This is a genomic window from Pseudomonas cerasi (assembly GCF_900074915.1).
GTDB lineage: Bacteria > Pseudomonadota > Gammaproteobacteria > Pseudomonadales > Pseudomonadaceae > Aquipseudomonas > Aquipseudomonas cerasi.
In genome coordinates, this window is the sequence record NZ_LT222319.1 from 4,153,663 (window position 1) to 4,168,595 (window position 14,933).

A 14,933-nucleotide genomic window follows, 5' to 3' on the forward strand; every position below is an offset into this window, starting at 1 on the left:
ACTTGGTTCGCAGAGGATGTACCGCATGCACAGGTTTTGCTGCCGGTTCCCGGCAGATCGCGAGCAATGCGGATCGCCGCCCCGGTTGCTCCCACGCCCTGCGGACAGAAGCTTGGACTTATGAGTGATCCAGCATTCGCGTGATGGTTGGATATGACGCGGAGTGTCACGAAATGCGTGCCAACGCGGAGCATTGGCACGATAGGTATTACCGAGTGCCTGCGGAGCTACTGCACCCCGCAGGCATCCCACATCAGAACTGCCAATCCAGCGACAGCCCCACACCGTGGGTTTTATCCCGCGCACCTAGCAAGCCGTTGTAGTCCAGGTTGATGCGTGCATCTTTGCCCAACGCCAGGCTGGCGCGGGCACCGACTACGGCGGCGTCGCGGTCCATTGAGACGCTTTGCACGTTGAAGATGTCGCCGGCGCTGGCGAAGGCCAGGTGTTGTTCCGACGAGGTGTCGCTCAGGTTGTGCTGCCAGCCGAGGGTGGCGGAGACGTCGAGTTTTTGTGTGTCGTTGAGGTTGAAGCGGTTTCCGGCGCGCATGCCCAGGGTCGAGAGCACGGTGTCGCGGGTGTCATCGCTGCCTTTGAGGGCTGTGGCGCCGCCTTTTTCGGTGAAGCTGTCGCTGTCGAAGTGGACGTAGGCCAGGTTGGCGAAAGGCTCCAGTGCCAGCGGTTGCAGGTTCAGGCGGTAGGCGGCTTCGGTGAAGACCTGGCTCGACTGGGCGTCACGCTTGACCTTCTGACGGTCGGAAAACGCGCCGAATTGCAGGTCGCGTTTCACGTCGATGCGGTGCCAGCTGTGCGATGCGCCTGCGGTGAGGCGCAGTGCGCCCTGTTCGTGGCCGATGTAAGCGCCCAGGTGGTAGCTGTCTGCCGAGGCCCGCGAGTGAGTGTCGTCGCCCAGGCTCAGCGAGGTGTCGCTGTAACCTGCCATCGCGCCCAAACGGGTGTGCTCGCTGATCAGGCCGTCGACGCCTGCCAGCAGGCCGCCCAGCGATGAGGTCGAGCTGGCGCTGTCACTGCTGCCGCTGTTTTTGCCCCACGCGCCTAGCGCTTTGACCCATACCGAGTTGTCTTCGCTGCCCGCTGCTGGCTGGTCGTACAGCCCTTCGACGCGCAGGCGATCACCCACGGCGTCGCGCAGTTGGCGGCTGTCGTTGATCAATTGCGTGGCGATGGCCGGGTGCACTTCGCCGGACAGTTGGGTGAATGCGCGGCGTGCGCTGGCGGCGTCCTGGCTGAGGATGATGCTCTCGTAGACGGAGTTGCCCGCACTCAGTTGCTCAATGGCCTGGGCCACGCTGCGCTGATTGGACGTTTGCGCCGCGCTGGCGAAGCTGTCGCCATTGCGCTCCAGGGCCAGTGTCACGCCTGTACCGGTATAGGCCAGGTTGCCGTCCAGGAATGCGTAGTTATCCGTCACCGAACCAAACTGACCCTGAATGCCGCCAGCCGCCTGCAGCACGTTGAACTGCTGCCCCAGAACGCTGCGGGTCTGGTTGCTGCTGAGCAATGCTACGTTGTCGTTTTCCAGAGACAGGGCCATGTTGGCACCGCTCACGGTCGCGGTGCCGCCGACCACAATGCGGTCGCTGGCAGTGGGCGAGAATTCAACCGCGTAGGTCGAGCCCGGTGCCAGGTTGAGGTTGCCCGCCACCTGCAGGGTGCCGGATAGAGTTGCCCGGTGCAATTGTGCCGCCACGGTTGGCGGTCAGCGACGCGACGCTACCGTTGCCACCCAGAATGCCGCCATTGTTGACGGTGACGGCAGAGGCCAGCGAGCCGTTGATGGCCAGGCGTCCTTGATTGACCAGCGTTGGGCAGCTGTAGCTGTTGGCCCCGCTCAACACCAGGGTGCCGATGCCTTGTTTGGTCAGGCCGCCGTGGCCGGAAATGTTGTTGCTCCACACATCCAGCCCGCATTGCGGCCCGGTGCAGGTGCGTTGGGTCGGTTTGCCGGCGTCGACAATCGCGCCGACGCCGGGCAGGTCGGCCACGAACTGGCTGTCGCCGTAGGCGCCGTCGATACGGAATTCGGCAGGAATATCTGCCTCGGTGACGAACATGCTCGGGCCGTTGATAGCCTTGCCGAGGTTGATCATGCCCCAGCCGTACAGCGCGTCGACGCCCGGTGCGCCAAGGTCGGTGGCGGTGGTTTTCAGGACGTCGGCGACCTGCGCGCCGGTCATGTACGGGAAGCGCTCCATCAGCACAGCCATACTGCCTGCGACGTGAGGTGCGGCCATCGAGGTGCCGTTCTTGTTGGCCCAACCGACGGTGAGGTCTGCCAGGCTGGTGCCGTTAAGGACCGAGCTGTAGATGCGCGTGCCCGGTGCCGAAACGCAGAAGCTGGCGGTGTAGCCGCAGCGCGACGAGAAGGTGCTCAGCGTGTAGGGCGTGGTGGCGGCCGCTGCGGCATCCGGGTTTTGTTGCAGGGCGGCGACGGTCAGCCAGTTTGGGGCGATCTCCGGTACAAAATAGCCGAGTCCGGCCATTGCGTCGGGGTTGTTGAGGTTGTAGTCGTTGCCTGCGGCGAAGATGGTCACCACGCCGCTGCGTGCCGCGTCGATGGCCCCCTGATACGCGCCACCCGGACGCGTGCCGAGGATCTGGCGGATCTGGTCGAACTGCACTTGTACGTCCTGCACGGTGAAGTGCGGGAACGCCGGATCGCGACCGCCCTTGCTGAAACGGTCGGTAATGCCGATGCCCCAGCTGTTGTTGATGACCCGCGCGCCGCTGTTGACCAGCGCGTTCCAGCCGGCCTGATACACCGCGCCGTCGTTGCCCAGCACGATGCCGTCTTCCGGGCCCGGGTCGCCGTTGTCGGCGCTGATGATTTGCGCGTTGTAAGCCACGCCGTGCATCGGACCGCCATCGCGATTGCCACCGGCGATGCCGCCGACGTGGGTGCCGTGGTTACCGAGTTTGCCGCCGGAGTCCAGGCTCGGTGCGCCGTCGTAGCGGAAAGCGTCGCCCGCCTTCACCGGGATATACGGGTCGGTGTATTCGCGGATGCCGCTGGTGACCAGATTGACCACCTTGTTGGGGCTGTCGAATTCCGGATGCGGGGCATAGACCGGCTGGTCGAAGATGCCCAGTTTGATGTCCTTGCCCGAGTAGCCTGCAGCGTAGGCCTGATCAGCATTGATCGCGCCCAGGCCCCAGTCGGCATTGAATTCGGCACTGCGCCAGCTGGCCGCATTGCCCGCCTGCCCTGCTTCCACATACGGTGCGGCATGCGCCACGCCCAGTGTCGCCAGGTAGCAGGCGAGCGCGCCGCAGGAGGCGCGATTGATCGCCCGAATGGCGTGGCCCAGGGGTTTGACAGAGGTGTGTCGGGTGTTGAATGCATCTTTCATCAAGCTACCGTCCTTAGTTAACGCGCACGAATCTCCGCGCGCATGCATTTGCATGCGCGTCGTTCTTTTGGTTTTAGGGTTGCGTACTGCTTAGAACTGCCAGTTCAGACTCAGGCCCACACCGTGACTTTTCTCACGACTGGCCAGTTGGCCGCTGTAATCGAGGCTGATCCTCGCTTCCTTGCTCAACGCCAGACTGGCATGAGCACCCACCAGCGCGGCGTCACGCACCAGCGGCGAGCTTTCGATAGCGAAGCTGCTGCCACCGGAGGCAAAGGCCAGATGCTGTTCGGAATCGGTGTTGCTCAGGTTTTGCTGCCAGCCGAGGCTGCCGGACAGGTCGACCTTCTGACGGTCGCTGATCGCGATGCTCTTCAGGGCACGCAGGCCCAGGGTACTGAGTACCGCATCACGGTTGTCGCTACCGGCAGACATCGCGGCAGCGTCGCCCTTCTCGGTGAAGCCATCGGTGTTCAGGTGGACATAGGCCAGATTGGCGAACGGCTCAAGCGTCGCGGGTTGCAGATGAATGCGATACGCCGCCTCGGTGAACACTTGGGTGCTCTGTGCATCGTGTTTGGTTTTCTCCTTGCCCGCTGCGCCGCCGACCTGCACGTCGCGTTGCGCATCGATGCGATGCCAGCTGTGTGCGGCGCCGAGGGTCAGGCGCAGTGCGCCGATTTCATGGCCGAGGTAGGCGCCCAGATGGTAGCTGTCCACCGAAGCCCGGGAATGCGTGCCGGAGCCCATGTTCAACGAGCTGTCGCTGTAGCCTGCGACGGCGCCAAGACGGGTGTCATCGGCAAGGTTGCCATCGACACCGGCGAGCAGCCCGCCAATCGAGGAGGTGTAACCGGCGGTGCCGTCGCGCGAGTCGGTCTTGCCCCATGCGCCCAGGGCTTTGAGCCAGACGTTATCTTGTGCGGCAGTGTTGCCATCGGTGCCAAATACGCTGGCGCCCAGGCGCTCACCCACCGCATCGCGGACCTGGCGGCTGTCGTTGATCAGCAGGCTGCCGATGGCCGGGTAAATTTCGCCGGACAATTGCTGGAAGCTGTCGCGTGCGGAGGCGGCGCTCTGGGTAAGCAGCAGGTTTTCGTACACCGCGTTACCGGCGCCGAGTTGTTCGGCGGCAGTCGCCACGGCAGCCTGATTAGGGGTTTGCGCCACGCTGTTGAAAGCGGCGGTTTGCTCGACGTTCAGTGCCACGCCGGTGGCTGAGTAGTCGAGTCGGCCACCGAGGAAGGCGTAGTTGGAAGAGACGCTGCCAAACTGGCCGTTGATACCGTTGGCGGCTTGCAGCACGTTGTACTGGCGACCTACCACGCTTTGGATCGGTGCAGAACTCAAGGCCACTGGCGTTGTATTCTCCAGAGCCAGCGTCATGTTCGCGCCTGACACGGTAGCGCTGCCAGTGGCGACGATGCGGTCACTGGCGGTCGGTGAAAGCTCCACGGCGTAGGTCGAACCCGGCTCGAGGGTCACATCACCATTGACCTGCAATGTACCGATGGAATTGCCCGGCGCGACGATACCGCCGTTGCGCGCTGTCAGCCCGCCGATCTGGCCATTGCCGCCCAGTGTGCCGCCGGCATTGACCTGCACGGCTGACACCAGCGACCCATTGACCGACAGCACGCCGCCATTGACCAGCGTGTCACCGCGATAGGTGTTGGCGCCGTCGAGAATCAGGCGGCCTGCGCCGGATTTGATCAGGCTGCCCTGATACTGGCGTTGCGCAGCAGCAGCGGCGCGAGCGGTGCCGGTGGCGTAATCGGTCTGATCCTGCTGGCTGGCGGTGCCGGCAACGCCGTTCTGCCAGCCTCTGCTGATCAGGGTTTGCTGCCAGGTGGCCTGCTCGGCGCTGTCCTCGGCCTGACGCTGGATCAGCGCCTGATCGGAAATATCGTTGCTCCACACATCAGTCAAACCTGCGCCCAGATTGGCATCGAAGGTGCCGAGCAATTGGCCGGGGCCGCGCATCGCCCGTTCCAGATTCGCCACACCCCAGCCGACGCTATTGGTCGGTGCCTGGGTGATCGAACCGTCGAGCTGGGTGGCGGTGGTCAGCAGCACTTGCAGCGCCTGCTCGTTGTTCATGTACGGGAAGCGCTCCATCACCAGCGCCAGCGCGCCAGTGGCATGCGGCGCGGACATGGAAGTGCCGGATTTAATGCCGTAGCCACCGCCCGGCACGGTGCTGTTGACCAGCCGACCGGGCATGGTGATGCACCAGTATTTGGACAGGCCGCACTGGTTGTAGCGTTGACCGTTGCTGCTGTCGAGGCCCGACACGGCCAGCCAGTGGCCTTCGAGGTCCGGCTCGAAATACGGCAGCGACGCCCGCACGCTGGCATTGGCGTAACCGCTGTTGCCGGCGCTGAACACGTTGATCACACCCTTGCGCGAGACATTCGCCGCTTCGTCCAGCCAGGTGCCGCGGTTGTAGTGCTGTGCGTAGGCAGCGCGCACACCGGCTTCGGTGGCGTAGGTCACGTCGGCCGGCTGGCTGCCCCAGCTGTTGTTGATGGCGCGCACGCCGGCATCCGCCAAGGCGCCGTACACCGCCTTGAAATACTGCGGGTCGGGGTTGGGGCCGAACAGGAAGCTGTCATTCTGGTTGGTGTTGCCGACGTAAATCTGAGCGTTATACGCCACGCCGTGCATGCCGACGCCATCGCGCGCCGCGCCCATGGTGCCGGTGACGTGCGTGCCGTGGGTGTCGTTGTTCGGGTTGATGGCACCGGTGATGCTGAACGGCGAGCCGTCAACGTAAGTACCGGTAGCGGTGACTGCGTGGTAGCGGGATGGCGTGGCTTCCGGATGGGACGGGTCGAAACCCGAGTCCAGCGCACCGATCTTGACACCGGCCCCGGTGATGCCAGCGGCGTAAGCCTGATCAGCCTGGATACGGCCCAGCCCCCAATCGCTCTGGAATTCTGCCGACCGCCAACTGGCAGCGTCACCCGGCTTGCCCTGTTCGACATAGTCAGCATAAGCCGAGCAGCCAAACGTAAAAGACAGCGCACAAAGCGCGCCTGTTGCTACAGGCTTGAACGAATAACGGACAACACCCACGCACTTCGACTTTTGCATCCCTGCACACCTGATACTGGTTGGCTCTTGATTGAGCGATTCCAGAACATAGTCCGCAGTTTGAAACTTGGCAACCTATTTATTTCAAATCTGTTACAAACACTAAAACATAAGGAAAACGCATCGCAGGGCATATATATCGCTGATAGGCGCTTGAATCTATTGAGTTTGTTTTAATTTTTATTATACGGATGAATGATTGAGTAGTGGCCATTTAATTGCACGCGACTTGTTTTTCCTCGGGTTATATCCACTGTTTCCAGTAACAGTGTGCCAAATGTGTTACTTGTCTGAGGCTGCCAAAACTTGTCCGGCAATAACTACAGTCCATTCAGATGTTCCAGAAAAGGGATGACGCAGCGCGTCATGAACGGCATGCCCACGCGGAGCGATGGGCACGATAGGTGGTGGGTTGCCTCAGGCCCCGCGAGTACTCGAAGCGATGGGCGCGATAAGCGGTGGGTTCACTATCGTCCCACGTTCCGCGTGGGCATGCCGTTCAGGACGCTCTGCGTCCTGTCCGCGGGAGTTGAATGGCGTTTAACGACTGAACCGTTCCGCCAGGCTGTGCAGGTAATGCGCCATTTCTTCCAGCTCGCTGCTGATCTGCGAGCCTTGCTGCGCCTGGCTGGCACTTTCATCGCAGAGTTGCGCGATGCGGGTGATTTGCTGACTGATGGTTTCCGCAACGTGGCTCTGTTCTTCAGACGCCGACGCCATCTGCTGGCTCATGCCGGTAATGCGGGTCACCGACTGGCTAATGCCATCCAGCGCCTTCTGCACGGCTTCAACACTGGCGACACTCTCCTGAGAGATCTGCTCGCCCTTGCTGGCGGTCTGTACCGCTCGATCGGCGCCATCGCGCAGCGAGGTGATGATTTGCTGGATCTGCTCGGTCGACGACTGCGTGCGAGACGCCAGTGAGCGCACCTCATCAGCCACCACTGCAAAACCACGTCCCTGTTCACCGGCACGCGCCGCTTCGATGGCCGCGTTGAGCGCCAGTAAATTGGTTTGCTGAGCGATCGAGGTGATCACATCGACCACACTGCCGATCGATTGGGTCGCGTCAGCCAGTTCCCCCACAGCGTTGCCAATGTCGGTCACCGAGGTGGCCATGTGTCGAATCGCCAACAGGCTTTCATCGGCCAGACCACGCCCCTGCTGTGCCAGCTTGTCGGCTTCTTCGGCAGCATGGGCAGTGTTCTGCACGTTGTGGGTGACTTCCTGAATGGTCGCCGCCATCTGATTGATGGCCGTGGCTGACTGATCGGCCTCACTGCGCTGCTGATCCAGCGACTCGGCCTGGCGCAGGGACAATTGCGCTGACCGCCCGGCATGCTGGCGCACGCTTTCCCCGGTATCCGCCAGACGCGTCAGGGCCGTTTGCAGGCGCGCCTCTTCGCTGAGCATGGCCAGGTCGAGCTGCGCCTGCGGGCCGCGATTGTCGCTGTAGGTCAACGCAATCAGTGCACTGGTGAAGGCCTTGGGGTGTTCTTCAAGGGTTTTGCGGATGCTGCTGCGCTGGCGCACTTCAAGAAAAACGCCCAGCACAACCATCACAATCGGGATCATGATGATCGACGGCAAATCGTCGAGCAGGTAGACACCCACAGCCAGCGCAAGCGCGCAGAGGATCATCGGTAACTGACGAATCAGGTGATAGGTCGCTGAGCTGGTGGCGGAAACTGCCGACTTGCCCGCCCGCAACCGCGCATACAGCGCTTCGGCGCGCCGCACCTGATCGCGGGTCGGCAGCGAGCGCACCGACTCGTACCCGACGATCCGGCCGTTTTCGTACACCGCCGTCACATAAGCGCTGACCCAGTAGTAATCGCCCTGCTTGGAGCGGTTCTTGACCACGCCCATCCACGGCTTGCCCTGCTTGATGGTTTCCCACATATGCGCGAATACCGAGGCTGGCATGTCCGGGTGGCGCACGAGGTTATGCGGCTGCCCGACCAGCTCTTCGCGAGTGAAGCCGCTCAGCGTGACGAAGGCGTCGTTGCAATAAGTAATGTGGCTGTTGAGGTCGGTGGTGGAAATGAGGCGTTCAGAGGCAGGGAAAGTCCGTTCAGTCTGCGTGATAGGCATGTTGACGCGCATTGAGAATCGCTCCGTGATGATGCTGATACTCCGGGCAGCTGTTGAAGGTGTAGCACTGCCTTTCAAAGTGACAACCGATCGTCATGATGCACTGTTATCGCCCACACGACTCAGGGATTTAACAGCTAGCGGGAATACGCTGTTCAAGGAACGTCAGGCATGATGGCGGAATCAAGTGTTTGCGCCACGACGAGGATGCCTGCACCATGCTGCCCTGATCGCGACCCGACCCAAGGCACCCCAATGGCACGCAACGCAGCCTCTGCGCTGAACGCACTGATCAAGACACTGCGCGGGTTATTGAGCCGGGTTGCAGGAGGCACGCCGCAGCGACAGCACCCGGAGCCCGCTGCGCCTGAAGCGCTCCCGCCTGAACCGCAAGTGCCTGTCAAAACCCGCCGTGCCAAACCCGGCAAACAGCCCCGCACACCTGCGCCGCCAACACCCAAGGCAAAGCCGGCGGCGCCTGCGTGTCCGCATTGCCGGAAAACCATGGTGATCAAGGTGGCCCGCACCGGTAAGAACGCCGGAGAATTCTGGGGTTGTGTGGCCTATCCGAAATGTCGCGGGATCCGACCGATCTTTCGCTAAACGCCAGACCGGTCGCGCCTCGACAGCGTCGCTCAGGTAATGCTGGCCAGCAGCTCGCGCGCCATGCGCTGATGCTCTTCGTCGGACTCGTCAATGACTTGCTGGAGGATTTCACGGGCCGATTCGAGATCGCCGTCCTCAATCAGCACCTGCGCCTGATTGATCTGGCTGAGGGGCGGTTCTTCCAGATCCAGCAGGTCGAAATCGGCGTCATCGTTCATGAAGCTGTCGAGGAAATCATCACTCAGACCGTCGGCGGCAGAAGGCGCAATGACCTCGACAGGCTCCACGATTTCGGGCTCGGAAAAATCACTGAGGAACTGTTCGTCCGAGAGCTCGAAGACTTCCGGCAGCTGGGTCAGGTCCGATGAAAAACCGGGGTCGACTTCAGCGGGCGCTGGCGCAGCGGCAGGCTTGGCACGCGGCGGCGGGCTGTCGAACGGGTCGACCAGATCCCAGTCGGCGTCCATCGACAGGTCATCCAGGTTCAACTGGAACTCGTCGGTATGCTGTGGATTCAGCGCCGCAGCGGCGCTTTCATCCAGCTGCGCGGCGGGTTTTGGCTCAGGCTCGGGCTGCAGATAGAGCGCAGGCTCGGGTTCGGATTTGTCGAACGACAATGTGCTGGCCGCCACTGTGACAGCCGGGACGACCGCCGCCACGGGAGCGACCTCGGCAGCCTTGAGCTGTGGGAAGCGATCACGAATATCCTGAATGGTCTGCGGGTCGACACCATGCTCCAGCGCGGCCTGTTCTTCACGAACGAAACCGCTGCCATCGCCCTGCTCCGCCAGCAACTCCAGCAGGCGGATGCGAATGTCATCACGCTCGGGCTGGGTTTCCAGGGCGCTGCGCAGAATGCCCATCGCCTCGGTGAAGCGTCCGTAGGCGATGTAAATGCTCACGCCATCCAGCGCATCCGGAGCAGAGCCTGGCGAGCGTTGCGCTGGCGACGGTTTGGCCGGTGCCGGTGACGGGGTCTGCACCACGGGTTGCGGCGCCACCGCAGGAACTTCGAACACAGGAAGCATGGCGGCCTGCGCGGGCTTGATCAATGGGTCGTCCGGGGTAACGGCGGGCGCTGCTGAGTCCTTGCGCTGCTGACGTCGTTTCGAATAAGCAAACGCCACCAGCAGAAGCACGATCAATACGGCAGCGAGCAGTATCGGCAGGCTCAGGAATGAGTCGTCACCCGATGCAGCAACAGGCTGAGCAGGAGTGGCCGGTGCAGCCGCAGGTGTTGCAGGTGCAGGCGTGGCTGTTGCAGGTGCAGATGCAGATGGGGTGGCAGCGGATTGCGCGGCGGCCAGATCGCTGCGCAAGGCGATGATCTGTTTGTCCTTGCCGCTCATCTGCTCTTGCAGTTCCTGAGTCTGAGCCTTGAGCGCCTCCAGCGACTGAGCCAATTGCTGGTTTTCGATGGCCGCAGCCGACAACTGCTCGGCGGTACGCTGCAATTCAGCAGGTTTTGGCGACGGCGCCGCAGCGCTTGCGGCAGGCGCTGCGGCGGTTGGCAATACGGCTGCGTCCGGCAGCAACAGGTCCTGGCCGACTTTAAGCGCAGAACCGGCGCCTGCGGCAAATACCTGTGGGTTGAGCGAACGAATACCGTCGGCCAGCTGGCTTGCCGACACCTTATTGCCCGGCCCCTGCAAGCGGCTGGCGATACCATTGAGCGTGTCGCCACTGGCGACCGTATAGTGTTTGCCCTGCACGGCCGCCGGTGGCGCGACCGGCATGCGGCTTTCCGAAGCGGAGGTGGCCGAGCGCTGCTGGTTGCGACTGCGCGTGGCGGCCAGACCTTGTGCCGAAGTGGCAGGATCAAGCAACACCGTATATTCGTGCAGCAAATCGCCATTCGGCCGCGCCAACTGGACGAGAAAACTCAAGTAGGGTTCGGTAACCGGCTTGCTGGAAACCACCCGGATCACGCCGCGGTCACCGCGCAGTACCGGCGTGAAGCGCAGGTCATTGAGAAAGAACACACGTTCTATACCCGCCTTGGCGAACGCTTCAGGCGATGCGAGCCGGGCGATCACGTCTTCATTGCTCAGACCGCCGGTTTCCAGCAACTGGATCTCGGCATTCAATGGCTGGTTGAGCGCCGAGTGCAGGGTGATTTCACCCAGGCCCAACGCAGACGCCAGCGTAGAGCAGGTCAGCAACGAGACCGCCAGCACGCCCTTGCCCAACGCCATGCGCGCCCTGCGACCTGCACCTTCGACAGCAGCCAGTGAACTCTTCAGCATGCGAACCCTTATGGAAACCACGGCAGGCTTCTCACGTAATCAGATGGACGTCAGTATCCGTTGAACGATTATGGTTGAGAATGCGCAGCTTCGTCTCAGGATCTTTCCAGATTGGCGAGAATCTGCGAATGCACGCGCATGCTGACGCGCAAATCCTCTTCGCTCACGCCCTCGAACAGCTCGATGCGCAAGACATTGGCGATGTTTTCAATTTTTTCGATCAGGGGCAATGCCGTGTCACTGAGCAGGATCTTCTTCGCACGTCGATCCTCGAGCACCGCCTGACGCTGAACCAGGCCCTGTTTTTCAAGACTGTCGAGCAAACGCGCCAGGGTGGGGCCTTCTACGCCTACGCTTTGCGCCAGCTCGCGCTGGGTGGGCGGTTCGGCGAAGCGCGCGAGGTGCAGCAGGACCAGCCAGCGAGCCTGAGACAGGCCAAGATCGGCCAGCCTGCGATCCAGCTCGGCACGCCAGCCTCGCGTGAGGTGTCCGAGTTGCATCCCGAAACGATGTTCATCAGTCATTGGCATAAGGAAACTCGTGATTCAAACTAATTATTAGCGAGCTAAGCATGGTCCTTATGTTCAAGCAAGCACGGGACGGTGACGCTCCGCCGCACGCTGTTATACCTCAAACTCCGATTGCAGCGCTGCACGCACGCAATACAGCACGCCCTCAGGCACCCGCCCGGCGAACTGCTCGGCAATCGCCGACACCGGCGGCAGTTCTCCTTCGCCATCGAGAAAAGCGTCCTGCACCTCACCCAGCAGGTCCTCCGGCAAGTCCAGCGCCTGCTCGATGGATAACTGCTGCTTGCCGATGGCCTCGGCCAGCAGGGTGTAGACATTCTTTTCCGAGCACTGCAACTGCCCGGCGATCTGCGTCGGCGTCATGCCCGCGCGCGCCAGGCTGATCAGTTCGTGACGCACATCGGCGACCACGCGTGGAGCCTCGGCCTTGCCACTGAGCACTTCAAGAAAGACTTCGCCATAACGCTCCAGCTTGCGCGCACCGACGCCGCTGACCTTGGCCATCTCGGCCATTGATCCGGGCTTGCTGCGCAGCATTTCCAGCAGGGTCGAGTCCGGGAAAATAACGTAAGGCGGGACGCCGTGCTCTTCGGCCAGCTTGCGGCGCAAGGCACGCAGGGCTTCCCACTGCTCGCGCTCTTCGCCACGCACCAGTTGACTGGCCGGGCTGCCGGAGCTGCTTCGCGACGTGGTTTGTGGTTTGAGGTCCTTGCGCAGTTCCAAAGAAACTTCGCCACGTAGCAGAGGGCGGCACGTCTCGCTGAGGCGCAGGCCGCCATAGCCTTCAAGGTCGATGTCCGCCAGACCACGCGCAACCAGCTGGCGGAACAGCGAGCGCCACTCGGCCTCGGTGCGCGCCTTGCCCACCCCGAATACCGACAGGTGCTGATGGCCGAAGCTCTCTACCTTGTCGTTGGACTTGCCGAGCAGCACGTCGACCAGATGACCGACGCCATAGCGCTGGCCGGTTCGGTAGATGGCCGACAGCGCCTGACGCGCAGGTTCGGTGGCATCCCAGGTCTGCACGCCATCGACGCAGTTGTCGCAATGGCCGCACGGGTTGGGCATGTCTTCGTCGAAATAGGCCAGCAGGGTCTGCCGACGGCAACGGGTTTCTTCGCACAGGGCCAGCATGGCATCGAGCTTGTGCTGCTCCAATCGCTTGTGGCGCTCGTCGCCTTCGGAGTTCTGCAGCATCTGCTTGAGCATCAGCACGTCTTGCAGACCGTAGGCCATCCAGGCATCGGCGGGCAGACCGTCACGCCCTGCCCGGCCGGTTTCCTGGTAATAAGCCTCAAGCGATTTGGGCAGGTCCATGTGCGCCACGAAGCGCACGTTGGGCTTGTCGATGCCCATGCCGAACGCGATGGTGGCGACCATGATCAGCCCTTCCTCGTTAAGGAAGCGCTTCTGGTTGGCCGCCCGGGTTTCGGACGGCAGACCGGCATGATAAGGCAACGCAGGGTAGCCGTTTTCACTGAGGAAGACGGCGACCTCATCGACTTTCTTGCGCGACAGGCAATAGACGATACCGGCATCGCTGCGGCGCTCGGAAAGGAAAGCCAGCAGCTGTTTGCGCGGCTGTTCCTTGGGCACGATGCGATAGAAGATGTTGGGCCGGTCGAAGCTGGACAGAAAGCGCTCGGCGTTCTGCAGGTGCAGACGCGTGACGATTTCCTCCCGGGTGCGCTTGTCGGCGGTGGCGGTCAGCGCGATGCGCGGTACATCCGGAAACAGCTCGGCCAGTTGCCCCAGTTGCAGGTACTCAGGGCGGAAGTCATGGCCCCATTGCGACACGCAGTGCGCTTCGTCGATGGCAAACAGGGCGATCTTGAGGTTTTGCAGGAATGACAGCATGCGTGGCTGGACCAGACGCTCCGGGGCGAGGTACAGCATTTTGACTTCGCCCAGACGAATGCGATTGGCCAGGTCACGCTGCTGCTCGGCGCTGAGGGTCGAGTTGAGTGCAGCGGCCGACACGCCCAGTTCATCCAGCGTCGCAACCTGGTCGTCCATCAGCGCGATGAGTGGCGACACAACCACGCACAGCCCGTCACGCAACAGCCCCGGCACCTGAAAACACAGGGACTTGCCGCCACCGGTGGGCATCAGCACCAGCGCATCACCACCGCTGGCTACACGCTCAATAATGGCATCCTGGCGACCACGAAAGCTGTCGTAACCGAAGATGTCTTTAAGTACGCGTTGTGCCTGCTCAAGCATAAAAAAACCCCGGAATATCCTGCTGCACTGCAAAACGGAGGAGTATACCCGAGCGCTCGGGAGCAATGGATGACTGGGACATGAGCAGTCGAAATTAACTGCAATTGGCCTGCGCGCTGGCGCCACGGACGCTCAGGGCCTAGAATCCAGCATCGTTTATTTTCAAGGTAGCGCTTCCATGTCCTTCGCTGAGCAATTAACCCGCCTGCAAGTCTTCCTCGATGCAGATGAACTGCACGAAGAAGCACTGGACTACGTGGCCGCGCATGGCTACCTGACCGCCTTGTCCATCTGCGCCGAAGAGGTGCCGGAGCGCGAGTGGATCGACGCACTGTTCTCCGAGCCGCCGCAATACTCCAGCGAAGCGCAACAGACAGAAGTCGAAGCGACGCTGATTGCCCTCAAGGCTCACATTGCCCGCCAATTGGCCTCGGACGAAGAGTTCGAGCTGCCGTGCGATCTGGACCTGGGCGACGACCCGGATGATTCCGATCTGCGCGGCTGGTGCATCGGCTTCATGGAAGGCGTTTTCCTGCGTGAAAACGCATGGTTCGAAAGTGCTGAAGAAGAAGTCAGTGAAATGCTCCTGCCGATCATGGTCGGTTCGGGTCTGTTCGACGAGCAGCCGGAGTTCGCCGACATCGCCCAGGACGCCAACCTGATGGACGACATGATCGTGCAGATCCCCGAAGCGCTGACCGCCCTGTACCTGCTCTGCCAGGCACCCGACGAAAAGCCGGCGATCCTCAAGCCCCGCCATCACTGAG

7 protein-coding genes and 2 pseudogenes are annotated in these 14,933 nt (G+C 62.0%); 2 read left to right on the top strand and 7 right to left on the bottom strand.

All coding sequences use genetic code 11. The annotated features are described in order from the left end of the window. Nucleotides 1-253 precede the first annotated feature (253 nt). The 4 genes and pseudogenes from PCPL58_RS20845 to PCPL58_RS32790 form a co-directional block, all read right to left on the bottom strand. A pseudogene (locus PCPL58_RS20845) lies at nucleotides 254-3,371 on the bottom strand (autotransporter domain-containing protein). Nucleotides 3,372-3,461: 90 nt separating this feature from the next. Continuing rightward, nucleotides 3,462-6,467: an autotransporter serine peptidase EprS gene (gene eprS, locus PCPL58_RS20850; RefSeq protein ID WP_065350351.1), complete on the bottom strand. Its 3,006-nt coding sequence runs from the start codon at nucleotides 6,465-6,467 to the stop codon at nucleotides 3,462-3,464. A gap of 540 nt (nucleotides 6,468-7,007) precedes the next feature. Continuing rightward, nucleotides 7,008-8,042, bottom strand: a complete 1,035-nt coding sequence (locus PCPL58_RS20855; RefSeq protein WP_404944150.1) for a methyl-accepting chemotaxis protein — start codon at nucleotides 8,040-8,042, stop codon at nucleotides 7,008-7,010. Between the two features lie 249 nt (nucleotides 8,043-8,291). Next, nucleotides 8,292-8,573, bottom strand: a pseudogene (locus tag PCPL58_RS32790) (PAS domain-containing protein); the annotation flags it as partial. 243 nt (nucleotides 8,574-8,816) lie between these two features. Between PCPL58_RS32790 and PCPL58_RS20860 the strand changes: the two are divergent. Beyond that, the gene (locus tag PCPL58_RS20860; protein WP_065350353.1) at nucleotides 8,817-9,164 is read left to right on the top strand and encodes a topoisomerase DNA-binding C4 zinc finger domain-containing protein; all 348 of its coding nucleotides are present in this window, start codon (nucleotides 8,817-8,819) and stop codon (nucleotides 9,162-9,164) included. Nucleotides 9,165-9,196: 32 nt separating this feature from the next. Here the strand turns inward: PCPL58_RS20860 and PCPL58_RS20865 are convergent, their stop codons facing one another. From PCPL58_RS20865 to recQ, 3 genes are all read right to left on the bottom strand, one after another. Beyond that, entirely contained in the window at nucleotides 9,197-11,413 is a 2,217-nt protein-coding gene (locus PCPL58_RS20865) for a FimV/HubP family polar landmark protein (RefSeq protein WP_065350354.1), read from the bottom strand. A gap of 95 nt (nucleotides 11,414-11,508) precedes the next feature. Then, nucleotides 11,509-11,943: a MarR family transcriptional regulator gene (locus PCPL58_RS20870; protein WP_058397161.1), complete on the bottom strand. Its 435-nt coding sequence runs from the start codon at nucleotides 11,941-11,943 to the stop codon at nucleotides 11,509-11,511. A 93-nt stretch (nucleotides 11,944-12,036) separates the two neighbouring features. Continuing rightward, nucleotides 12,037-14,166, bottom strand: coding sequence for a DNA helicase RecQ (recQ, locus tag PCPL58_RS20875; RefSeq protein WP_065350355.1), 2,130 nt, complete (start codon nucleotides 14,164-14,166; stop codon nucleotides 12,037-12,039). A 178-nt stretch (nucleotides 14,167-14,344) separates the two neighbouring features. On the opposite strand from recQ, the gene PCPL58_RS20880 reads away from it, so the two are divergent. Beyond that, on the top strand, nucleotides 14,345-14,932 hold the full coding sequence (locus PCPL58_RS20880; protein ID WP_003314545.1) for a UPF0149 family protein: 588 nt from the start codon (nucleotides 14,345-14,347) through the stop codon (nucleotides 14,930-14,932). The last annotated feature ends 1 nt before the right edge of the window (nucleotide 14,933 follow it).

Excerpts from the sequence above, each read along its gene's own strand:
- eprS (WP_065350351.1), bottom strand. The coding sequence starts at position 6,467 with ATGCAAAAGTCGAAGTGCGTGGGTGTTGTCCGTTATTCGTTCAAGCCT.
- PCPL58_RS20855 (WP_404944150.1), bottom strand. The coding sequence starts at position 8,042 with ATGATCCCGATTGTGATGGTTGTGCTGGGCGTTTTTCTTGAAGTGCGC.
- PCPL58_RS20860 (WP_065350353.1), top strand. The coding sequence starts at position 8,817 with ATGGCACGCAACGCAGCCTCTGCGCTGAACGCACTGATCAAGACACTG.
- PCPL58_RS20865 (WP_065350354.1), bottom strand. The coding sequence starts at position 11,413 with ATGCTGAAGAGTTCACTGGCTGCTGTCGAAGGTGCAGGTCGCAGGGCG.
- PCPL58_RS20870 (WP_058397161.1), bottom strand. The coding sequence starts at position 11,943 with ATGCCAATGACTGATGAACATCGTTTCGGGATGCAACTCGGACACCTC.
- recQ (WP_065350355.1), bottom strand. The coding sequence starts at position 14,166 with ATGCTTGAGCAGGCACAACGCGTACTTAAAGACATCTTCGGTTACGAC.
- PCPL58_RS20880 (WP_003314545.1), top strand. The coding sequence starts at position 14,345 with ATGTCCTTCGCTGAGCAATTAACCCGCCTGCAAGTCTTCCTCGATGCA.